Here is a 22,836-nt window from a genome sequence, read left to right as displayed (position 1 = left end):
CTACGGCGCGGGACGGTTCCGGCAGCGCGACCCGGCCGGGACGTCAGCAGTCCGTAAGGAGTGCCGGGACCTCCATCGTCAGGGTGCGGGCGTCGGCGTCCAGGACGGCGGGCAGGCCGAGCGGGACGGTGATCGTCGAGTCGCAGTGCCCGAACCCCAGCTCCTCCACGATCGGCACCCCCAGACCGCCGAGCCGGTCGAGCAGCAGTGGGCGCACCTTCTCGTAGGGGCCGCACTCGGCCCACGAGCCGAGGACGATGCCGGCGACGCCGTCCAGCCATCCGGAGCGCAGCAGTTGGGTGAGGTAGCGGTCCAGCCGGTACGGCTCCTCGCCGACGTCCTCCAGGAGGAGGATCCCGCCGGCGGCGCCGGGCCGGGCGCCCGGCGTGCCGAGCTCCGCGGCGAGCAGGCAGGCCGTGCCGCCGAGGGTGCGTCCACGGGCCCGGCCGGGAACCATGGTGCGGGCGGTGGGCGAGGCGAGGACCTGGACCGTCTCCGGTTCCATCAGGGTGCTGCGCAGGTGGTCCTGGGTGGGGCCGTCCTTGAGGAACGTCGCCGCCGCGGCCATCGGGCCGTGCAGCGTGGCGAGGCCGAGGCGGGTGGCGAACGCCTCGTGCAACACGGTGATGTCGCTGTAGCCGATGAACGCCTTCGGCTCGGCGGCCCGCATCGCCGCCCAGTCCAGCAGGTCGACCATGCGCTGCACGCCGTAGCCGCCGCGCGCGCAGAGCACCGCGGCCACCGAGGGGTCGCACCACGCCTGCTGCAGGTCCCGGGCACGGTCCTGGTCCGTGCCGGCCAGATACTGCAGGCGCGAGTGCTGCTCCAGCACGTGCGGCGCGACGACCGGGTCGAGTCCCCAGCCGCGCAGGATGTCGACTCCGGCGTCGAGCCGCTCGCGCGGAATCGTGCCGCTGGGGGCGACGATCGCGACCCGGTCGCCGGGTACCAGTCGGCGGGCCCGGCGCAGGGACTCCGGCACGGGCCCCGTCACTTGGTCAGCTCCAGCAGCGGCACGCCGGGCGGCACGAAGCCGAAGACCTGCCCGTAGAGCGAGAGTTCGGCTTCCAGAGACGCGACGATCGACTCCTGGCGGCGGAATCCATGGCCTTCACCCTCGAAGGTGAGATAGGCGTGGGGGATGCCGCGCCCGGCGATCCGCTCCAGGAAGCGCTCGCACTGGACGGGCGGGCAGATCACGTCGTCCAGCCCCTGCAGCAGCAGGAACGGCGCGGTGACGCGGTCGGCGCCGTTGACCGGCGAACGGTCGCGGTACCGGTCAGGGACCTCGGCGAGCGGGCCGACGAGGGACTCGAGATACCGCGACTCGAAGTCGTGCGTCTCACCGTTCGCCGACCAGCCGGTCAGGTCCAGGATCGGGAAGCTGATGGCGCCGCACGCGTACAGGTCCGTGGTGGTGAGCGACGCTCCCGTGGTCCAGCCGCCCGCGCTGCCACCGCGGATCGCGAGCCGTGCCCCGTCCGCGGTGCCCTCCTCGACGAGCGCCCGCGCGACGGCCGCGCAGTCCTCGACGTCCACGACGCCCCACTGTTCGCGCAGCCGCTCCCGGTAGGCGCGGCCGTAGCCGGTGGAGCCGCCGTAGTCGACCTCCGCGACGCCGATGCCGCGCGACGTGAAGTAGGCGATCTCCACGTCGAGCACCATGGGGACTCTGCTGGTGGGGCCGCCGTGCGCCCAGATCACATAGGGCGGCAGCTCCCCCGCCGGAGCTCTGACCTCGGGGTTCCGCGGCGGGTACACGGAGGCGTGCACCTCACGCCCGTCGGGCCCGGTGAAGGTGCGGGCGACGGGGTCCGGCACATACGCGGGGTCGACGGCGTCCTGGTGTGCGCAGCCGATGACGCGCGGGTGCCCGGTGCGGGTGTCGAGTTCGACGATCTCGGACGAGGAGCGCGCGCTCGCCGCCACGTCCAGCACCCGGGTGCCCGAGGTGGCGAGGCCCGCGGCCCATTCCGTCCAGCGGCCCGGGACGTCGGCCAGTTCGCCGGTGGCCGGATCGAGTATGGCCAGTCGCTGGGCCCCTACGCCGTGCAGGACCGCGAGGAGTCCCTCGCCGACGGGCGCGAACCAGCGGTAGCCGAGCTTCCAGAGCGGGCCGGCGAACTCCTCGTCACGCGGGCAGAGGTTGACGGCCTCGCCGGTGCGGGGATCGACGCGGTGCAGGTTCCACCAGCCCGTGCGGTCCGTGGCGGCGATCAGGGTGCCGTCCGCGGCCCACTCGGCCTGCGCGACCGACTCCTCGGGGCCGCCGATCAGGGTGCGGACCCCGGTGAAGGCGCCGTCCTCCCCGACCTGCGCGAGCTTGAGCTCGGTGCCGTCCCAGGGCATCCGCGGATGGTCCCAGGCGATCCACACGGCCTGCCCACCGTCCGGGGAGAGCCGGGGGCCGGTGACGAACCGGTCGACGCCGTCGGTCAGTTCGCGCACGGCGCGGCGGTCGGCGGCGGCCGACCCGTCCAGCGGTACGGCGGCGATGACGCGCCGCAGGTCGCAAGGACCGTCCCCGGTGAACTCCTCCAGGACGCACCAGACCTCGCCCCGGTCCTGGTGGATCCGCGGGTCCACCCACCGCAGGCCGTCGCCCACCGCCGAGACGGGCGTCAGCGGCAGCGGCTCGGTCCCCGGCCGGTACGCGTACAGGCGCTGGTCGGCGAAGTTCACGAAGACGATCAGCGGGCCGTCGGCGTCCGGGACGCCTGCCCACGGCAGGCCGCCGTACTCCATGACGCGGCTGCGGACGTTCCACGGTGCGGGCAGCGGGCACTGCTCGCTGCCGTCCGCGAGCCGCCGGACCAGCGCGCGGCGGCCGCCCTCGGCGGGGCGCGGCTCGGTCCACCACACCTCGTCGCCGACGAAGCCCGCGAACTCCGGGCTGCCGTCGTGCGACGCGGCCGTCGCCGCGCCGATGGGCGACGGCCAGGCTCCGTACGGGACGTCCTGGGTCATACGGGTGCCTTCCCTGGGGAGGAGGTCAGAAAGCGGTCGAGCACCCGGACGCCGAAGTGCAGCGCCTCGACCGGCACGCGTTCGTCCACTCCGTGGAAGAGCGCCTGGTAGTCGAAGCCCGGGGGCAGTTTCAGCGGGGAGAACCCGTAGCCGGTGATGCCGAGCCGGGAGAACTGCTTGGCGTCCGTGCCGCCGGACATGCAGTACGGGACGACGTGGGCCTGCGGGTCGAAGTGCTCCAGCGCCTCGCGCATCGCCGCGTACGTGGGCGAGTCCACCGGAGCCTCGAGCGGCACCCCGCGGTGGTAGTACTCCCACTCGACGTACGGGCCGGTGAGCCGGTCCATGGTCTCGGTGAACTCGGCCTCCCCACCGGGCAGCAACCGTCCGTCCACATAGGCGGTCGAGGTCCCGGGGATGACGTTGACCTTGTACCCGGCCTGCAGCATCGTCGGGTTGGCGCTGTTGCGGACCGTCGGCCGGACCAGCGCTGCGGCCGGGCCGAGCCGGTCGAGCAGCCCGTCCACATCGTCCAGGTCGGGTTCGATACCCCGCAGTGTGGCGAGTTCGGTGAGCGCCGCGCGCACGGTGTCGGTCAGCCGGACCGGCCACTCGTGTTCGCCGATCCGCGCGATGGCCGCGGCCAGCCGGCTGACCGCGTTCGCCGAGTTGACCTTGGAGCCGTGCCCGGCCCTGCCGTGCGCCGTCAGCCGCAGCCAGGCGGTTCCGCGCTCGCCCGCGGCCACCGGGTACAGCCGCATGCCGTCGCCCGTGTGGAAGGTGAAAGCGCCCGATTCGCTGATGCCTTCGGTGCAGCCCTCGAAGAGCCCGGGGTGCTGATCCGTGAGGAAGCCGGCGCCGTAGGCGGCGCTGTCCTCCTCGTCCGCGGTGAACGCGAGCACGAGGTCACGGGTCGGGCGGCGTCCGGTGCGGGCCATCGCCCGCACCGTCGCGAGCACCATCGCGTCCATGTTCTTCATGTCGATGGCGCCGCGGCCCCAGACCACTCCGTCGCGGATCTCGCCCGAGAACGGGTGCACGCTCCAGTCGGCGGGCTCGGCCGGGACGACATCCAGGTGGCCGTGGACCAGCAGCGCGTCGGCGCTCGGGTCGCTGCCCTCGATGCGGGCCACCACATTGGCACGACCCGGGGCGGACTCCAGGATCAAGGGCTCGATCCCGGCGTCGGACAGCGCTGCGGCGACGTACTCGGCAGCGGGCCGCTCGTTGCCGTCGCCGCCGCCGCGGTTGGTCGTGTCGATCCGGATCAGATCGGAGGTGAAGCGCACCACCTCGTCCAGGGCCTGCTGGTCCACCGCCTCAGCGATCGCTTCGAACACCCCTTGCTCAGCCATACTGTTCCTCCACCGCTGCCGACACGAGCGTGGTCACCGCCTTGAAGGCGCGGATGCCCTCGTACATGGTCGGTGATGTGTAGGCGACGCGACGCTCTCCGGTCCGCGCCACGCCGCGCACCACCGCGGCGGCCCCCGCGAGGTGCACCGCGTCGAACTCGACCTCCACATGGAAGGGTCCGGCCCGCTCGGGCTCATGGCGCACCGCGAGCGCCGCGGCCTCCTTCGCCGCGGCCCGGATGTCGGTGGCCGTCCTGGCCGGGGGCCGGCAGACCGCCGCGTACCGGGACACGTAGTCCTTGACCGCGACCGTACGCGCCCGCGGGGCGTATCCGCCCGCGTCGGCGCCCGTACGGTCGTCGCCCGTCACCAGGACGACCGGCACCCCGTACTCGGCGACGACCAGCGCGTTCAGCCGCCCCTCGCTCGCCGGCTCGCCGTTGACCCACACGCCCGTGATCGAGTTGGCGAGATAGGTGTGCGCGAGCACACCCTCGGTCCCGGCGCCCGTGTGGTAACCGACGAACGCGACGCCGTCCACATCGCCGTGCTGCACGCCTTCGACCATCGACAGGTCCTTGTGCCGGCCGGTGAGCATCTCGGCGCGTTCGTCGAGTTTCTCCAGCAGCAGATTGCGCATGGTCCAGTGCGCCTCGTTCACCAGGACCTGGTCGGCTCCGCCGTCGAAGAACCCGGCGATCGCGGCATTCACGTCGGACGTGAACATATGGCGGCAGCGCTGCCACTGCTCGCTCCCCGGCAGCACATCGGCAGGCCAGGTGACGCCCGTGGCGCCCTCCATGTCGGCCGAGATCAGGATCTTCATGCGACGCAACGCTACGCGGTTTTGCGCGACGCCTGCCAGACCTGTGGATAACTCCCGCGGACTATACCTCTGTAGACCCGGGCCGCGCCTGGTCCCCGGCCCCCGCCACCAGCCATTTCGACGGCAGTTCGATGCGCGTGCCGTCGGGGTGGAACTCCGTCGTCCTCAGGGGCTGCTCGCCGCCCGCCAGCAGTTCGAGGCCCGCTGCCGCGAAGTAGCCGGGGACGTCCTCGTCGGCGACCTCGCCCGGGGTGAGGCCGTGCGCGAAGACCGCTCCCAGCTTCGGGGGCGGGCCGCCGGGTGCCTGGGCCAGGCCCAGCAGGAGGCCCTTCGCGGCCGCCGCCAGTTCGACCGCGAACACCCGTCCGCGCTCGCCGAGCAGGATCGCGATGCCCTCGATCAGCGGCTCCCGGTCCGCGGGTTCGCACTGGTGCAGCACACCCCGCATGTAGACGTTCGCGTCACCCATCTCCGCGTGCAGCCGGCGCGCCACGGCCGCGTCAGCCCCGTTGAACTGCTGGTACTCGGCGATACCGTGCGGGTCCGCACGACGGGCGTGCTCGATCGCCGCCGCGGACAGATCCACTCCGACCACCCGGTCGTAGCGCTCCGCGAGGTACCGGGTCTGGGTGCCGTTGCCGCACCCGAAGTCGACGACCGGCAGGCCGGCGTCGAAGTACGGCTCGAAGAGCGGCACCTGCAGCGCGGCGGTGAGGGACGCGTCGGCGTCCCAGAAGACCGCACCGTCCGACGGCGGCGCGTCGCGCCAGAAACTCTCCCAGGCCTGTGTGTATGTGCCGGGCACGCTCATTTTTCGGAACTCCCCAGGATGCGACCGGAACCTCAGTGACTCGGTACCTCGGTTACGCGGCGGCCCCGCCGCGGTACCTCGGTTACGCGGCGGCCCCGCCGCCCCGTCAGCGCCGCCGTCGCGCCGCCGAGCGCGGCAGCGTCTGTTCGAACCAGACCGTCTTGCCCCGTGCCGAACGGCTCGTCCCCCACTGCCGCGCCAGCCGGCTCACGATGCGCATGCCCCGTCCGTAACCCTCCTCGGGGCCGGTGTTCAGCAGGATGGGGACCGAGTGGTCGTCGTCCGTCACCTCGCACAGCAGCGCGTCCGCCCGCACCAGGCGCAGCTCGATGTCCCCGCTGTCCGCGTGCCGCACGGCGTTGGTGACGATCTCGCCGACCAGCAGCTCGGCGGTCTCGGAGGCCTCCTCCAGATCCCACTCGCGCAGCGTGTCGCGGGTCAGCCGGCGGGCGCGCGCGACCTCGCGCGGATCACGGGCCAGCTGCCACGTCGCGACGTCGGACCGCGGGATGCCGTTGAGCCGGGCCATCAGCAGCGCGACGTCGTCCTTGCGGCCGCCGCGCGGGTTGAGCGCGCGGATGATCGTGTCGCAGGCGTCGTCCATCGACGCCGCCGGGTGGGCGGCGCTCTCGCACAGCGCGGCCAGCCCCGCGCCGATGTCCTGCCCGCGCACCTCGACCAGCCCGTCGGTGCACAGCACCAGCCGGTCGCCCTGCGCGACCCGCACCGTGACCGTCTCGAACGGTATGCCGCCCACCCCGATGGGCGCGCCGGTCGGTACCTCGAGCAGCTCGCTGCGCCCGTCGGCGGCCCGCACCAGGACCGGCGGGATGTGTCCGGCGTTGGATATCACCAGCTCCGACTCGATCGGGTCGTAGACGGCGTAAAGGCAGGTGGCCAGGTAGTGCTCGCCGAGGCGCTGCGCCAGGTCGTCGAGATTGCGCAGCAGTTGGGCGGGCGGCATGCCCATCGCCGCCATGGTCTGCACGGCGGTGCGCAACTGGCCCATCATCGCGGCGGAGTTCAGACCGTGTCCCATGACATCGCCGACGACGAGCGCCAGCCGCGAGCCGGCCAGCTTGATCGTGTCGAACCAGTCGCCGCCGACCCGGCCCATCCGGGTCCCGGGCAGGTAGCGGGTGGCCACGTCGCACCCCGGCATCCGCGGGGTGATCTGCGGCAGCATGCTGTCCTGGAGGGTGTCGGCGACGTTCTCCTGGAACGTGTACATGCGGGCGTTGTCCAGCACGAGGCCGGCGCGGGCGGCGAACTCCGCGCCCGTCGCCCGGTCCATGTCGTTGAAGTCCGGACGTTCCTGGTGGCGCAGCAGGATCATGAAGCCGAGCACCACGTTGCGAGCCTTGAGCGGCACCACCAGCATCGACCGGTTGTTGATCAGCGGGCTGATGTCGCGCTTCTCGAACTGCGCGGCGATCGCGTTGCCCATCTGCTCGGAGATCCGCGGCACGAGCACCGGTTGGCCGCTGGTCATGCACTGGAAGAAGGGCGTCTGCTCGGGGAACGGCATCGACTCGCCGACCGGCACCACGTCGTCCCAGCGCCCCGGCTCGTCGGTGTGCTCGACGGCCACCCGGTACCACATGGTGGTGACGTCCGGCGGCCCGTCGGGAAACCCCTCACCGGCGAGCACCTGCTCGCGCAGGTACGAGCCCGCGACGTCGGTGAAGCGCGGCACCACGGCGGCACTGACCTCCTGGATCGTGCGGGCCAGGTCCAGCGAGGTGCCGATGCGGGCACTGACCTCGTTGAGGAACTCGAGGTGCTCGCGCACCGCCGCGTACTCGAGGTCGGGCGCCAGGTCGGCCGGCGCAGCGGCCTGCGGGTCCAGCTGAGTGGCCGCCGCGGCGGCCCGGCGCCTGGCCCGCCGTTCGTCGCGCCTGGGCACCCCCCAGTCGGGCGTGACCGGCACCCGGTCGTGCCGGCTGAACTCCAGCACCGGGTAGCCCAGCTCCAGCACCTGGTAGACGATCCGGGCGCTTTCCGCGGGGTTCATGCTCGGCAGGATCTCGGGCAGCCGCTTGGCGAGCTGGTCCGCGCCGGAGAACTCGGTGTGCAGCGCGAAGCCGGGTGCGATCCGTTCGAATTCCCCGGCTGTCATCTCCGCCGCGTAATCCTGGCCGGAATCCCGGCTCTCGTCCTGGCCCGAATTCGGCGGCGGATGCACCTGTCCCGCGTCGGCCGCCAGCACGAGCAGCCGCTCGGGCCCCGGTCCGACGAGCGGGTACGCCCACCACAGGACGTCCACGGGCCCGTCCTCGCGGTCCCCGCCGCCGTGGAAGTCGTCGAAGAGCCGGGCCCGACCCGCCGTCGGGTATGCGGTCTCGCCGCTGAGGGAGGCGTCCAGCTCCGGGCCGAAGTTCTCGTCAGGGTCGGCCTCGTCCGCTGCCGCGCTGTTCAGGGCGCCGGAGACCGGGAGTAAATCCACCGCGGGGCGGCCCACGGCCTCTTCCCTGGAGCAACCGAAGAGTTTGCGCGCACCGGTGCTCCAGTGCGATACGAGTCCCGCGCCGTCCACGACGATCACCGCGAGCGGGATCCGTCCGGACAGCCCCGGAGGAGTGCGGCGGTCCATGGCTGGGTGGGCTCCTTCCCTGGGAGCCGCATCACAGAACCGGTCCAGGACCCCCGTCCCGGCGCAAGATCTGCGGCACCTGTACCACCGTACGGCCGGACAGGGGTGCCGCGAAGGGCAATACCGGAATCCGGGCGCACGCCCGCGCGTGAGCGCCCCTCTGGACACGTGCTAGCGTCCTTGCTCTCTGTTCGAACTCCAGATCCGTGGTGCGAGTTCGACTCCGGCGGGGTGGGGATCCATGCCGGAGCACGTAGGACCCGCGACTGGAAGAGAAACCGTTGACCACCTGGGAGACCGTGGGCTGGGCCGCCGAGAAACGCCCCAAGTCCTTTCTCCGGCTGGCGGATCCGCGCCGGCCCGTGATGGCCGCGACGCTGTTCGCGGCGCTGCTGCACATCGTCTGGGCGGTGTTCCTGGCCAAGGACGCCGGCGACATGGCCGCCCAGTTCGCGTGGACGGACTTCATCCGCGAACACCCTGACTCCGCCTACAACCTCTCCTGGTACGGCGGCATGCACCCCGCCTCGTACAGCATCCTGTCGCCCTACATCATGGCGTGGCTCGGGGTCCGTACGACCGCGGTGATCGCGGGCACACTCTCCGCGACCGTCGCCGCGCACCTGCTGGTCCGCTACCGGATCCGGCGGCCGATGCTGCCCGCCCTGTGGACGGCGTTCGCCCTGTGGTGCGACGTGGCGTCGGGCCGGGTGACGTTCGCGCTCGGCATGCTCTTCGCGCTCGGCGCCACCGCCCTCGTCCTCCCCGAGGACGACCAGCGGACCTCGCGCATCGTCGGCGCCTCCGCGCTGGGCGCGGTCGCCACCATGTGCAGCCCCGTGGCCGGCCTGTTCATCGAGGTCCTGGCGGGCGCCCTTTTCCTGACCGGGCGCCGCAAGCACGCGTACATCCTGGCCGCGAGCCCACCGGTCGTGGTCGGCGGCACCTCGCTGCTGTTCCCCTTCTACGGGGTGCAGCCGTTCACCTGGTACTTCGCCGCGCTGCCGCTGGCCACCGCGGTCCTGGTGGCGCTCCTGGCACCGAAGTCCTGGCGCACCCTCATCACCGGGTCCTGGGTGTACGCCGCGGGCATAGCGCTGACCTGGGCGGTCCCGTCGCCGATCGGCAGCAACGTCGAGCGGCTCTCGTTGCTCTTCGGCGGCACCGCGCTGCTCGCCGCCGCGGTCGGGCGCACCGACCGGGGCCGCAAGACCCTCGTCATCTTCACGGCGTTCCTCGCCGTCGCCGTTTGGCAGGTCGCCAAACCCGTCACGGACCTGGTCAACACCGCGCCCGTCACGGCGACCATCCAGCACGCCCAGGGACTCATCGACGAACTGGCCCGGGTCGGTGCCGACCGCGGCCGGGTCGAGGTCGTCCCGCTGCGCTCGCACTGGGAGGCGTCGGGGATAGCCCCGCACGTCAACCTCGCCCGCGGCTGGAACCGGCAGGCGGACGTCGAACGCAACCCGCTCTTCTACGACGGCACCCTCACACCGGCCACCTACCTGGCCTGGCTGCAGCACTGGGGCGTCGGATACGTCGTTCTGCCGGCGGACGAACCGGACGGCGCGGCCGTCGCGGAGGCGAAGATCGTCGCGGCCGGGCACGCCTGGCTGCAGCCGGTCTGGCAGGACGACCACTGGCGCCTGTACAGCGTGACGGGCGCCGCGCCGATGGCCGACCCCCCGTCGGTCGTCCGCCAGGCGGGGCCGGCCGAGCTGGTCGTCGAGGTGCCCCAGGCGGGCCCGGTGCTGCTGCGCATCCCGTGGTCGCCCTGGCTCGGGATCGCGGGAGCCACGGACTCCGACCACGGCTGCCTCGCTCAGGACGGCGACTGGACCCGGCTGTACGCCCCGGCCCCGGGCACCTACCGGATAGGCGGGCGCTACGCCCTGTCCCGCGGGACGCCCTGCAAGAAGAACGACTGACCCCGGGCGCCGCCCGGCGCACGTCTCCCTCGCCGCGCCGGGCGCCGGGCGAGTTCCGCACGATGCGCGCCCCCGGCCCGTCCACCCCGCCGGCCGTCAGTCCTCGTGTCCCAGCTGCAGGTCGCGCTCGGTGCGTCCGCCGCCGGCGACCTGCAGGACGGTGGCCACCGGCGGGTAGCCGGCGGCGATCACGGTGTACTCGCCGGTCGCCAGGTCGACGAAGCGGAAGTGCCCGTCGGCCCCCGTCGTCACCGAGTCCACCACGTTGCCCGCCGCGTCGAGCAGGGTGACCCGGGCGTCCTCGACCACCCGCCCGCCGGGCGCCCGCACGGTGCCGCGCAGCACCGCTCCCCCGGCCAGCTCGACGTCCTGCCGGCTCTCGCGGGCGGCCTGCACCGAGACCGGCAGCGCGGCGGGACGGTAGGCGGGGGCGCTGGCGGCCAGCGTGTACTCACCCGCCACCAGGTCGGTCAGCACGTAGCCGCCCTCGCGGGTGCTGCCGGTGCTGGACACGACGTCGCCGCGTACGTCCGTGAGCGTCACGATGGCGTCGCGGACCGGGGTGCCGTCCGCGGTGCGGACCGTGCCGGCCAGCCGTCCGGCGCCGTCGAGCACCACGTCCAGTTCGACCGGCCGGTCACCGACGGTCACGCTGACGGCCTGCGGCTGGTGGCCGCCGGCGGCCGCGATCAGTACGTAGCTGCCGGTGCCCGGGGTGCTCAGCGCGTACCGCCCGTCCTCGCCCGTCGCCCCGCGGCCGATCTGCCGGCCGGTGACGTCGATCAGGGTGAGCGCGGCCCGGCCCACCGAGGTTCCGTCGGAGTGCTGGACGGAGCCGCAGACGGGGACTCCCCCGGTGTCGGCGGGCCGCCCGACGGCCGTCCTGGCCGGCGGGACGGCGGGATCGGAGACGGGGACGTGCTGGGTCACCAGGGGTTTCTCCTTCAGGAGGAATGCGAGCAGGAAGCCGAGGACGAGCACCGGCACCAGGTACAGGAAGATCCGCGGCATCGCCGCGGCGTACGCCTGGACGTAGCCGTCCCGCACCGCGGCGGGCAGGGTGCGCACCAGTTGCGGGGTGATCGACTGCGGGTCCGGCAGGTGGGCGCCGCGCGGGAGTTCGGCGGCCAGCCGGTTGGCCAGCCGGTTGGCGAAGAGCGTGCCGAAGACGGCGGCGCCGACGGAACCGCCGATCTGCCGGAAGTAGTTGTTGGCACTGGTCGCGGCGCCGATGTCGGCCGGGCGCACCGAGTTCTGCACGGCGAGCACCAGGACGGGCAGCACGAGTCCGATGCCGAGGCCGAGCACCGCCATGAAGGCGCTGTACTCGATCCGGGACGTCTGCGCGTCCAGCAGGGACAGCAGCCACATACCGAGCGCGGAGAGCGCGCCGCCGAGCAGCGGGAAGACCTTGTAGCGGCCGGTCCTGCTGATCAGCTGGCCGGAGGCGATCGAGGCGAGGACGACGCCGAGCATCATCGGGAGCATCAGCAGCCCGGAGCCGGTGGCGCTGGCGCCGTCGACCATCTGCAGGAAGGTCGGCAGATAGCTGGCGGCGCCGAAGAGCGCGACGCCGACGACCGCGCCGACCAGCGCGGTGACGGCGAAGACACCGTCCCGAAAGAGCCGCAGCGGGATGACGGGCTCGGCCGCGAAGTGCTCGGTCAGAACGAAGAGGACGGCGCTGACGAGGGCGCCCGCGCCCAGACCGACGATCATCTCCGAGCGCCAGGCGTAGGTGGTGCCACCCCAACTGGTGAGCAGCACCAGGCAGGTGGAGCCTGCTGCGAGCAGCAGCGCGCCCAGCACGTCGAGGCGCGGCCGGATCGTGGGGCGGGGCAGCCGCAGCACGACGCTGATCAGGGCGAGGGTGAACAGCCCGAACGGCACGTTGATGTAGAAGCACCAGCGCCAGCTGGTGTGATCGGTGAAGAAGCCGCCCAGCAGCGGTCCGGCGACCGACGCCACCCCGTAGGCGGCGCCGATCAGGCCCATGTAGCGGCCGCGTTCGCGGGGCGGGACGATGTCCGCCATGATCGCCTGCACACCGATCATGAGCCCGCCGCCGCCGACTCCCTGCACCGCGCGGAAGGCGATCAGCTGGTCCATCGTGCGCGACCAGCCGGCCAGCGCCGAGCCGATGACGAACACGACGATCGCGAACTGGAAGACGCGCTTGCGGCCGAAGAGGTCGCCGAGCTTGCCGTAGATCGGCAGTCCGATGGTCGAGGCGAGCAGGTACGCGGTGACGGCCCAGGACATCTTCTCCAGGCCGTGCAGCTCTCCGACGATCTTCGGAAGCGCGGTCGCCACGATCATCTGGTCGAGGGCGGCGAGCAGCAGCGTGAGCATCAGGCCGAGGAAGACCAGCCGCACCCGGCGCGGGGTCAAGTCGGCCGGTGGGATGCCGGTGGCCGAACCGGACGGGCCGTCCGCGCCGGGCGGCGGGGCATCGGCCGGCTCGGGGCCGGCCGGCCTCGCGCCGCCGTCCGCCGGTGCGGCCCGCCCGGACCTCCCGGCCCGTTCGACCAGAGTGGTTCCGCCCACGTGCCGCTCCCCTCGTCGCGCCTGCTCCGTCACCCAATTCCCGCATCAGGGCCTGCCCGGCCGATCACCAACGGACCCTTCGCCGCCCGGCACGGTCCCTCGCGGCGTTACCGAAACATCGCATACACACCGGTATGCGGGCGCTTCGGCGCCTTGCGAGGCACCGCACCGGACGACGACTGGACCGCCCATGATCGGCCGGACAAGCCCTAAGCGACAACGACGAACAAGCGCGACGATTCTCCGAAGCGATGCAGAACCACCCGTATCAGTGAACGATCGAACCCGAAGGAGCTTCGAGGGACGGCTACTTGGCCGTCTCGACCTCGGCGGCGAGCTTCGCGAGCACCTCGTCGTAGATGCGACCGAGACCCTTGGGGGCGAAGGTCCGCTCGAAGAAGCCGCCGATGCCGCCGGCGCCGTCCCACGTGGTGGTGGCGACGACCTTGGACCGGCCGCTGCCCGACGGGGTCACCGTCCATGTGGTGACCATGGACGAGTTGCGGTCCGCCTCGACCAGCTGTCCCGCGGTCGGCGCGGTGACGTCGAAGAGGCAGTCGCGGATCCGCTTGCTGGTCGCCTGCAGCTTCCAGTGCACCAGCGTGCCGGCGCCGCTGCCGCCCTCGCGGACCTCGTACTCGCTGAACTGCTCGGGGAGCAGGGTCTTCCTGGTGCCCGTGTAGTCCGCGAGAGCGTCGTACACGCGCTCCGCCTCCGCCTCGATGACCCGCTGGGTGGTGGCCTCGACCTGCGCCATTTTGTCTCCTCCGGTCCGTGCCCGCATGTGCCGGGCAAGCCAATCACACGCGCTAACCGAATATATGTTCTATTATGCGGGAGAGCTACTGAGGAGGGCGTCATGCGCTGGGACAACCTGGGCCGCGACGAGGCCGCCACCGCCACCACGCCCGCGCTGTTCGGGACGGACGTGGTCACCCGGACCTTCGACACCCCCGAATTCCGCGGCATCACCTTCCACGAGGTACGGGCCCGCTCGATCGTGAACCGGGTACCCGGCGCCTCGCAGATGCCGTTCGACTGGACCGTCAACCCGTACCGGGGCTGCAGCCACGCCTGCGTCTACTGTTTCGCCCGCAAGACGCACAGCTATCTGGACCTCGACAGCGGGCTCGACTTCGACTCGCAGATCGTCGTCAAGGTGAACGCGCCCGAACTGCTGCGCAAGGAGCTCGCCGGGCCGCGCTGGCAGGGTCAGCACATCGCGATGGGCACCAATGTCGACTGCTATCAGCGGGCCGAGGGCCGCTACCGGCTCATGCCCGGCATCATCGGCGCGCTGCGCGACCACGCCAACCCGTTCTCGATCCTCACCAAGGGCTCGCTGATCCTGCGCGACCTGGACCTGCTGCGGCAGGCGGCCCGGGTCACCGAGGTCTCCACGGCGGTCTCCGTCGGCTTCCTCGACCGCGACCTGTGGCGCACGGTCGAACCCGGCACCCCGTCACCCGGCAAGCGGCTGGAGGTCTGCCGGACGCTGAACGAGAACGGCATCCGCTGCCACGTCCTGATGGCGCCGGTCCTGCCGTACCTCAGCGACTCCCCGGAGCAGCTGCGCGCCACGGTCCGCGCCATCGCGGAGGCCGGGGGCACCTCCGTGACCCCGCTCGCGCTGCACCTGCGGCCGGGCGCCCGCGAGTGGTACATGGCCTGGCTCTCCGTGCACCATCCGCGGCTGCTCAGCCGCTACAAGTCGCTCTACGCGGAGGGCTCGTACGCCCCGAAGTGGTACCAGCGCCGCATCACGCGCCAGGTGAACGAGTTCGCCACGGAGTTCGGCATCGGCCCGACCCACACCGGCACTCTGCGCGCGGTCCCGGCGCCCGCCGCCCCGGTGACCGTCGAGGGACCGACCCAGCTGTCGCTGCTCTAACGTCCTGCCCATGACCGATGTTCGAAAGATGACGGCCGCCGACATCGACGCCGTCTCCGCGGTCCGGGTGCGCGGCTGGCAGAGCGCGTACGCGGGCATCGTGCCGCAGGACTACCTCGACGCGATGTCGGCGCCGGCCGACGCGGCCCGGCGCCGCGAGCGGTTCGCCGACGGCACCGGCCGGGTGGAGAACGTCGTGTCGACCGACGGGACCGGGGTCACCGGCTGGGCCGCGCAGGGCCCGTACCGGGGGGAGGGCGCCGCGCCCGGCGACGGCGAGCTGTACGCGATATACGTCCGCCCGGACCGGATCGGCACCGGCGCGGGGCGCGCGCTCCTCGGTGCGGTGCTGGCCCGTGCGGCGGACCGCGGTTTCACCCGTTTGCGGCTGTGGGTCCTCGCCGACAACGCGCGGGCCCGGCGCTTCTACGAGAGGGCCGGCTTCACGGCCGACGGCGCGGAGCAGCGGGAGGAGTACGGCGAGGTGTCCCTGCGGGAGGTGCGTTACGTCCGCGAGGTCTCGTCGGAAGGATCGGCGTCGGGCGCGTCGGAGGCTTCCGAAGAAGCGGACTCGTAGCAACCGATCCGTTCCAGGGCGGCGGTCGCCGCCGCGCGCAGCCTCGGGTGGGTGCGGGCGGCGCGGAGTACGGGGGCCGCTCGGGGGTCACCGAGTTCGCCGAGGCCCTCGACGCAGGCGGGGACGGCTTCCCAGGCGAGGGTCCGCTCGGCGAGCAGCCGGTCCAGGGTCTCGATGAGCGCCGGGACGGATTCCGGGGCCCTCAGCTGGACGAGCAGCCGGATCGGCGGTACGGCGTAGGCGACCCGGAGCGGGTTGGTCGCGAGTGCGGCGGCGGCGCGCGCGGTGCGGGGGTCGCCCAGGCGGGCCAGGGCGCGGGCCGCGGACTCGGCCCGCGCGGGTTCGCGGTAGTTGAGCAGCAGGGCGAGGGTCTCGAAGGCTCTGCGGTCGCCCACGTCGGCCAGCGCCACGGCGGCGGCCTCCCTGGCCTCCAGGGGCTGTCCCGGTGCGGTGAGTACGCCGGCCAGTTCGTCGCGCGCTGCGGAATCCACCCGCTCAGCCTACGGCGCGCTCATCTGTACGCGGCACAGATCACATGGGCGCTGGTCTGGCGCGCAGGTTACTGGCCGGTTACCCTCAAACCAACGTGCACGGCAGCCTGGTGACGCAGCCGCCGCGCACAGCTGGGAACGCGCCATCCGTACGCGCTCCCGGCACGGCACCACCGCACAACAGTTCGACAAAACGCAGTACGCAGTACTCCACGTCGGTTCGGCACCATCGCGGCGCGGCCCCGGGACAGGGCCCGCCTCCCACCCCTCTGCGGGCATCCACCCCTTCTCCGTGGCCCGCGACTCCTCCAACTCCTCAGCCGCGCGCGCCTCCCGGCAGCAGCGGTCTCCTCAGCACCTGGAGTTTCGCGATGGACCGTCCGTCCAGCAGCAGTCCCCTGCCTTCCCTCGGTCTCCCCACCGTCGCCGTCGTCGGCCTCGGCACCATGGGCGCCGGCATCGCCGAGGTCATGGCCCGCGCGGGCCATGAGGTCCTCGGCATCGACATCAGCGACGCCGCCGCCCGCAGGGCCGTCACGGCCCTGGACCAGTCCACGGCGCGAGCCGTGGAGCGCGGCCGGATCACCGAGGCCGAGCGCGCCGACACCCTCGCCCGCTTCCGCACCTTCCCCGATCTGCAGGCCGCCGCCGAGGCGGACCTGGTCATCGAGGTCGTCAACGAGCAGTTCGAGGCCAAGCAGGCGGTCTTCGAGGCGCTCGACCTGATCGTGAAGCCGGACGCCATCATCGCGACGGGCACCAACGCCCTGTCGGTGACCCGGCTGGCCTCGCACACTTCGCGCCCCGACCGCGTCCTGGGGCTGCACTTCTTCGCCCCGGCGCCCGCCATGAAGCTGGTCGAGGTGGTCTCCACCGTCCTGACCTCGCCGGAGGCGACCGCTTCGGTGACCGCGCTGGTGCGCGCGCTCGGCAAGGAGCCGGTCCCGGTCGGCGACCGGCCGGGCTTCATCGCCGACGGCCTGCTGTTCGGCTACCTCAACCAGGCCGCGGCGATGTACGAGTCGAAGTACGCGACCCGTGAGGACATCGACGCCGCGATGCGGTTCGGCTGCGGCCTGCCCATGGGCCCGCTGGCGCTGCTCGACCTGATCGGCATCGACACCGCCCAGACCGTCCTCGAGGCGATGTACGAGGCGTCCCACGACCGGCTGCACGCACCGGCCCCGATCCTGGGCCAGCTGGCCGCCGCCGGGCTGTCCGGCCGCAAGTCGGGCCGCGGCTTCTACACCTACGAGGCTCCCGGCAGCGAGACCGTCGTCGCCGACGCCTCGACCCCGGCCGCCCCCGGGACCGCCGACGGCACGGGCCCCACCACCCGCAACATCCGCACCGTGGGCGTCGCCGGATCCGGCACCATGGCGACCGGTATCGCCGAGGTGTTCGCTAAGGCCGGCTACGACGTCGTGCTGGCCGCCCGCTCCCAGGAGAAGGCCGACCAGGCCGTCGCCCGGCTGGCCAAGTCCCTGGACCGCTCGCTCGCCAAGGGGCGGCTGACGCAGGAGCAGCGGGACGCGACCGTCGCCCGGGTGACCGCGGCCGGCTCGTACGACGCCTTCGGCGACGTGGACCTGGCCGTCGAGGCGGTCGCCGAGGACCTCGCCGTCAAGCAGGCCCTCTTCGCGGCGCTGGACCGGGCCTGCAAGCCCGGCGCGGTGCTCGCCACCACGACGTCCTCGCTGCCCGTCATCGCCATCGCCCGCGCGACCTCGCGCCCGCGGGACGTGATCGGGATGCACTTCTTCAACCCGGCGCCCGCGATGAAGCTCGTCGAGGTGGTCCGTACCGTCCTGACCGGGGACGATGTGCACGCCACCGTCCGCGAGGTGTGCACGAAGGTGCGCAAGCACGCGGTGGACTGCGGGGACCGTGCCGGGTTCATCGTGAACGCGCTGCTGTTCCCGTACCTGAACAACGCGGTGAAGATGGTCCAGGAGAACTACGCGACGGTGGCGGACATCGACACCGCGATGAAGCTCGGCGGCGGGTACCCGATGGGCCCGTTCGAGCTGCTGGACGTCGTCGGCCTTGACGTCTCCCTGGCGATCGAGCAGGTGCTGCACAAGGAGTTCCGCGACCCGGGCCTGGCGCCCTCGCCGCTGCTGGAGCACCTGGTGTCGGCGGGATGCCTGGGCCGCAAGACGGGCCGCGGCTTCCGCGAGTATGCCCGGCGTTGATCATGAGGGCGGCTGGGGCGGTCTGCTGGGCCCGCGAGGGCCGTCCCGGCCGCCCCGTACGTCCCGCGCGGGCCCGGCCATGGAGTACGTTCCACGTATGGCCCAGCCCCTCAAGTCCGCGACGAAGTCCCCCGCAGAAGGCCCCGCGCCGGCGACGGCGAACGGCCGCCGTGCCGCCGCCCAGCGCCACCGGGTGCGGCAGGACCTCGCCGCGTCCGCGATGCACCTGTTCGCGGACCGGGGATACGAGGCCACGACCGTCGACGACATCGCGGCGGCGGCCGGGGTGGCCCGCAGGACGTTCTTCCGCCACTTCCGCTCCAAGGAAGAGGCCATCTTCCCCGACCACGACGACACCCTGGTGCGGGTCCAGGACGTCCTGGACTCCGCGGAGCCCCAGGAGCACCCGCTGGACACCGTGTGTCGCGGCATCACCGAGGTCCTGCGGATGTACGCGGAGTCCCCCGAGGTCTCCGTGGAGCGGTACCGGCTGACGCGTGAGGTGCCGACGCTGCGGGAGCGCGAGATCGCCTCGGTGGCGCGCTACGAGCGGCTCTTCACCCGCTACCTGCTGGGCCACTTCGACGAGTCGGCGCACCATGACGGCGACGACGACCCGCTGCTCGCCGAGGTGGCCGCGTCGGCCGTGGTGGCGGCCCACAACCACGTGCTGCGGCGCTGGCTGCGGGCCGGCGGCAAGGGGGACGTGGAGGCGCAGCTGGACCACGCCTTCGACGTGATCAAGGCGACGTTCGGCACCGGCATAGGGGTGGGGCGCCCGGCGGGGTCCCCTTCGGCGCCCGCCGCGGTGGTCTCGCGGAGCGGCGAGGTCGTGGTCACGGTGGCGCGTACGGACGCCTCCCCCGCCGAAGTGATGCGGATCATCGAGAAGGCGCTGCGGGGCGACTGACCGCCCGCGCAGCCCCTCGCAGAGCACCAGACAGCGGCCGTCCGGACGATCCGGGCGGCCGCTGTTGCTCGTTTGTGGCGCCGGGATGACACTTGAGAGAAATTGTTGGCACGCAGTGTCTTTACGAGTGGCACCGCGTGCCATAACGTAAGCCGTGTCCGGGCGGGCGGCGTGTGGTGACCCCACGCACGCCGTCTGTCCCCAAAGGCCCGGACGCCTGCGTCACAGGCACCCCCGGATCCGTCCGGGGAAACCACCGCGCCACCGCGCGCACCGGTTGTACCCGTGCGACCGTCACGGGAGCAGTACCCCCGCCGAACCGACGGCACCAGTCACCCGTCAGCCCTCGCCGACGTTCCCTCGAAATCTCTACGTCGCGCTTCGCCGGAGGCACCCCGTGAAGGAAATTCTGGACGCGATTCTCGCGTCGGACAGCTCGGACAGCTCGGCCGCCGACTTCGCGGCCCTGGCGCTGCCGGAGTCCTACCGCGCCATCACCGTCCACAAGGACGAGGCCGAGATGTTCGCCGGCCTCGACAGCCGTGACAAGGACCCGCGCAAGTCCCTGCACCTGGACGACGTGCCGGTCCCCGAACTCGGTCCGGGCGAGGCCCTCGTCGCCGTTATGGCCAGTTCGGTGAACTACAACTCGGTGTGGACCTCGATCTTCGAGCCGGTCTCCACCTTCTCGTTCCTGGAGCGGTACGGGAAGCTCTCGCCGTTGAGCAAGCGGCACGACCTGCCCTACCACGTGATCGGCTCCGACCTCGCGGGCGTCGTGCTGCGCACCGGCCCCGGTGTCAACGCCTGGAAGCCGGGCGACAAGGTCGTCGCGCACTGCCTCTCCGTCGAGCTGGAGTCCTCAGACGGCCACAACGACACGATGCTCGACCCCGAGCAGCGGATCTGGGGCTTCGAGACCAACTTCGGCGGCCTCGCCGAGATCGCGCTCGTCAAGTCCAACCAGCTGATGCCCAAGCCCGCGCACCTCAGCTGGGAGGAGGCCGCCTCCCCGGGCCTGGTCAACTCCACCGCCTACCGCCAGCTGGTGTCCCGCAACGGCGCCGGCATGAAGCAGGGCGACAACGTCCTGATCTGGGGCGCGTCCGGCGGACTCGGCTCCTACGCCACCCAGTTCGCACTGGCCGGCGGCGCCAACCCGATCTGTGTGGTCTCCAGCGAGCAGAAGGCCGACATCTGCCGCGCGATGGGCGCGACCGCGATCATCGACCGCAGCGCCGAGGGCTACAAGTTCTGGAAGGACGAGCACACCCAGGACCCCAAGGAGTGGAAGCGCTTCGGCAAGCGCATCCGCGAGCTGACCGGCGGCGAGGACATCGACATCGTCTTCGAGCACCCCGGCCGGGAGACCTTCGGCGCCAGCGTCTACGTCACGCGCAAGGGCGGCACCATCACCACCTGCGCCTCGACCTCGGGCTACATGCACGAGTACGACAACCGCTACCTGTGGATGTCGCTCAAGCGGATCATCGGCTCGCACTTCGCCAACTACCGCGAGGCGTGGGAGGCCAACCGGCTGATCGCCAAGGGCAAGATCCACCCGACGCTGTCGAAGACGTACACGCTGGAGGAGACCGGCCAGGCCGCGTACGACGTGCACCGCAACCTCCACCAGGGCAAGGTCGGCGTCCTGACGCTGGCTCCGCAGGAGGGCCTGGGTGTCACCGACCACGAGATGCGCGAGAAGCACCTGCCGGCGATCAACCGCTTCCGGAACATCTGATGACGCGGCGCGAGAAGGACCGTCCGTGGCTCATGCGGACGTACGCCGGCCACTCCACCGCCGAGGCGTCCAACGAGCTGTACAAGAACAACCTCGCGAAGGGGCAGACCGGCCTGTCCGTCGCGTTCGACCTGCCGACCCAGACCGGCTACGACCCGGACCACATCCTCGCCCGCGGCGAGGTCGGCCGGGTCGGCGTCCCGGTCTCGCACATCGGTGACATGCGGCGGCTCTTCCAGGACATCCCCCTGGAGGGGATGAACACCTCGATGACCATCAACGCCACCGCCATGTGGCTGCTGGCGATGTACCAGGTGGTCGCCGAGGAGCAGGGCGCGGACATCACCAAGCTCCAGGGGACGACGCAGAACGACATCGTCAAGGAGTACCTGTCGCGCGGGACGCACGTCTTCCCGCCCGGCCCGTCGCTGCGGCTGACCACCGACATGATCACCTACACGGTCAACAACATCCCCAAGTGGAACCCGATCAACATCTGCAGCTACCACCTGCAGGAGGCCGGGGCCACACCGGTCCAGGAGATCGCCTTCGCGATGTCCACCGCGATCGCCGTCCTGGACGCGGTGTTCGCCTCCGGGCAGATCCCGGAGGACCGCCGCGGCGAAGTGGTCGCCCGTATCTCGTTCTTCGTGAACGCGGGCGTCCGCTTCATCGAGGAGATGTGCAAGATGCGGGCCTTCGGCCGCCTCTGGGACACCGTCACCCGGGAGCGCTACGGCATCGAGAACGCCAAGCAGCGCCGTTTCCGCTACGGCGTGCAGGTCAACTCGCTGGGGCTGACCGAGGCCCAGCCGGAGAACAACGTCCAGCGCATCGTCCTGGAGATGCTGGCCGTCACCCTCTCCAAGGACGCCCGCGCCCGTGCCGTGCAGCTCCCCGCCTGGAACGAGGCACTGGGCCTGCCCCGGCCCTGGGACCAGCAGTGGAGCCTGCGCATCCAGCAGGTGCTCGCGCATGAGAGCGACCTGCTGGAGTACGAGGACATCTTCGAGGGCAGCCACGTCATCGAGGCCAAGGTCACCGAGCTCATGGAGCTGGTGACGGCCGAGATGGGACGCATCGAGAAGATGGGCGGCGCCATGGCCGCCGTCGAGTCCGGCTACCTGAAGTCGGCGCTGGTCTCCTCGCACGCCGAGCGCCGCGCGCGCATCGAGTCCGGCGAGGAGAAGATCGTCGGCGTCAACTCCTACCAGGGCACCGAGCCCAGCCCGCTCACCGCCGACCTCGACACCGCCATCATGACCGTCGACCCGGCCAACGAGGCGCGCGTCGTCAACGCGCTGCACAGCTGGCGGGACAACCGTGACGAGCAGCGCGCGCAGGAGTCGGTGGCGGCGCTGAAGGCCGCGGCGGCGGGCAGCGAGAACCTGATGGCCGCCACCCTGGCGTGCGTACGCGCCGGCGTGACGACCGGCGAGTGGTCCTGGGCACTGCGGGACGTGTTCGGCGAGTTCCGCGCCCCCACGGGCGTCAGCAGCGCCCCGGTGGCGGTCACCGCCGAGGCGGGCACCCCGCTGGCCGAGGTCCGCCGCAAGGTGGCCGCGACCGCCGAGGAACTCGGCAGCGGCAAGCTCCGGCTACTGGTCGGCAAGCCGGGCCTCGACGGGCACTCCAACGGCGCCGAGCAGATCGCCGTACGGGCCCGCGACGCCGGGTTCGAGGTGGTCTACCAGGGCATCCGGCTGACCCCCGAGCAGATCGTGTCCGCGGCCGTGGCCGAGGATGTGCACTGCGTGGGACTGTCGATCCTGTCGGGTTCGCACGCGGCACTGGTGCCGGACGTGCTGGAGCGGCTGCGCCGGGCCGGCGTGGACGACGTGCCCGTGATCGCCGGCGGGATCATCCCCCCGGCGGACGCGGCGGCACTGCGTGCCGCCGGAGTGGCCGCGGTCTTCACCCCGAAGGACTTCGGCATCACTGAGATCATCGGGCGGATCGTGGACGAGATCCGGCTCGCGAACAAGTTGGAGGTATGAC

The 22,836-nt window shown here is 72.0% G+C and carries 16 protein-coding genes; 7 read left to right on the top strand and 9 right to left on the bottom strand.

What is annotated here, in order from left to right; genetic code table 11:
• Positions 1 to 43: 43 nt before the first annotated feature.
• The 6 genes from M2266_RS28535 to M2266_RS28510 form a co-directional block, all read right to left on the bottom strand.
• Entirely contained in the window at positions 44 to 994 is a 951-nt protein-coding gene (locus M2266_RS28535; protein ID WP_277440776.1) for an LD-carboxypeptidase, read from the bottom strand.
• A complete protein-coding gene (locus tag M2266_RS28530; protein ID WP_277440775.1) occupies positions 991 to 2,967 on the bottom strand; it encodes a prolyl oligopeptidase family serine peptidase in 1,977 nt (658 codons plus the stop codon). The genes M2266_RS28535 and M2266_RS28530 overlap by 4 nt, the downstream gene beginning before the upstream one ends.
• Entirely contained in the window at positions 2,964 to 4,322 is a 1,359-nt protein-coding gene (locus M2266_RS28525; protein WP_277440774.1) for a M20/M25/M40 family metallo-hydrolase, read from the bottom strand. The genes M2266_RS28530 and M2266_RS28525 overlap by 4 nt, the downstream gene beginning before the upstream one ends.
• On the bottom strand, positions 4,315 to 5,148 hold the full coding sequence (locus tag M2266_RS28520) for a M55 family metallopeptidase (RefSeq protein WP_277440773.1): 834 nt from the start codon (positions 5,146 to 5,148) through the stop codon (positions 4,315 to 4,317). Before M2266_RS28520 ends, M2266_RS28525 begins: the two co-directional genes overlap by 8 nt.
• A 61-nt stretch (positions 5,149 to 5,209) precedes the next feature.
• On the bottom strand, positions 5,210 to 5,959 hold the full coding sequence (locus M2266_RS28515; RefSeq protein ID WP_277440772.1) for a class I SAM-dependent methyltransferase: 750 nt from the start codon (positions 5,957 to 5,959) through the stop codon (positions 5,210 to 5,212).
• Between the two features lie 106 nt (positions 5,960 to 6,065).
• The gene (locus M2266_RS28510; RefSeq protein ID WP_277440771.1) at positions 6,066 to 8,552 is read right to left on the bottom strand and encodes a SpoIIE family protein phosphatase; all 2,487 of its coding nucleotides are present in this window, start codon (positions 8,550 to 8,552) and stop codon (positions 6,066 to 6,068) included.
• Between the two features lie 281 nt (positions 8,553 to 8,833).
• Here M2266_RS28510 and M2266_RS28505 point away from each other — a divergent pair, with 281 nt between their 5' ends.
• Positions 8,834 to 10,483, top strand: coding sequence for an MFS transporter (locus tag M2266_RS28505; protein ID WP_277440770.1), 1,650 nt, complete (start codon positions 8,834 to 8,836; stop codon positions 10,481 to 10,483).
• Between the two features lie 96 nt (positions 10,484 to 10,579).
• Here the strand turns inward: M2266_RS28505 and M2266_RS28500 are convergent, their stop codons facing one another.
• Both M2266_RS28500 and M2266_RS28495 read right to left on the bottom strand, forming a co-directional pair.
• Positions 10,580 to 13,015: an MFS transporter gene (locus M2266_RS28500; protein WP_277441395.1), complete on the bottom strand. Its 2,436-nt coding sequence runs from the start codon at positions 13,013 to 13,015 to the stop codon at positions 10,580 to 10,582.
• Positions 13,016 to 13,337: 322 nt separating this feature from the next.
• Complete coding sequence (locus tag M2266_RS28495) at positions 13,338 to 13,787, bottom strand: SRPBCC family protein (protein WP_277440769.1); 450 nt, start codon at positions 13,785 to 13,787, stop codon at positions 13,338 to 13,340.
• A gap of 102 nt (positions 13,788 to 13,889) precedes the next feature.
• On the opposite strand from M2266_RS28495, the gene M2266_RS28490 reads away from it, so the two are divergent.
• Both M2266_RS28490 and M2266_RS28485 read left to right on the top strand, forming a co-directional pair.
• Entirely contained in the window at positions 13,890 to 14,921 is a 1,032-nt protein-coding gene (locus M2266_RS28490) for an Rv2578c family radical SAM protein (protein WP_277440768.1), read from the top strand.
• A gap of 10 nt (positions 14,922 to 14,931) precedes the next feature.
• On the top strand, positions 14,932 to 15,498 hold the full coding sequence (locus M2266_RS28485) for a GNAT family N-acetyltransferase (RefSeq protein ID WP_277440767.1): 567 nt from the start codon (positions 14,932 to 14,934) through the stop codon (positions 15,496 to 15,498).
• Here M2266_RS28485 and M2266_RS28480 read toward each other — a convergent pair.
• Positions 15,426 to 15,989: a hypothetical protein gene (locus M2266_RS28480; protein ID WP_277440766.1), complete on the bottom strand. Its 564-nt coding sequence runs from the start codon at positions 15,987 to 15,989 to the stop codon at positions 15,426 to 15,428. The two genes, M2266_RS28485 and M2266_RS28480, sit on opposite strands and share 73 nt — an antisense overlap.
• A 371-nt stretch (positions 15,990 to 16,360) precedes the next feature.
• Here M2266_RS28480 and M2266_RS28475 point away from each other — a divergent pair, with 371 nt between their 5' ends.
• From M2266_RS28475 to M2266_RS28460, 4 genes are all read left to right on the top strand, one after another.
• Positions 16,361 to 18,184: a 3-hydroxyacyl-CoA dehydrogenase gene (locus tag M2266_RS28475; RefSeq protein ID WP_277440765.1), complete on the top strand. Its 1,824-nt coding sequence runs from the start codon at positions 16,361 to 16,363 to the stop codon at positions 18,182 to 18,184.
• Between the two features lie 97 nt (positions 18,185 to 18,281).
• Complete coding sequence (locus M2266_RS28470; RefSeq protein WP_277440764.1) at positions 18,282 to 19,094, top strand: TetR family transcriptional regulator; 813 nt, start codon at positions 18,282 to 18,284, stop codon at positions 19,092 to 19,094.
• Positions 19,095 to 19,491: 397 nt separating this feature from the next.
• Positions 19,492 to 20,838 carry a crotonyl-CoA carboxylase/reductase gene (gene ccrA, locus M2266_RS28465; protein WP_277440763.1) on the top strand — a complete coding sequence of 449 codons (1,347 nt, stop codon included), beginning with the start codon at positions 19,492 to 19,494 and terminating at the stop codon, positions 20,836 to 20,838.
• The gene (locus tag M2266_RS28460) at positions 20,838 to 22,835 is read left to right on the top strand and encodes a protein meaA (protein ID WP_277440762.1); all 1,998 of its coding nucleotides are present in this window, start codon (positions 20,838 to 20,840) and stop codon (positions 22,833 to 22,835) included. The genes ccrA and M2266_RS28460 overlap by 1 nt, the downstream gene beginning before the upstream one ends.
• Position 22,836 lies beyond the last annotated feature (1 nt).

The organism is Streptomyces sp. SPB162, from assembly GCF_029504575.1.
Taxonomy (GTDB): Bacteria; Actinomycetota; Actinomycetes; order Streptomycetales; family Streptomycetaceae; genus Actinacidiphila.
The sequence above is the reverse complement of the archived record's forward strand: the minus strand, read 5'-3'. Positions and strand labels throughout refer to the sequence as shown.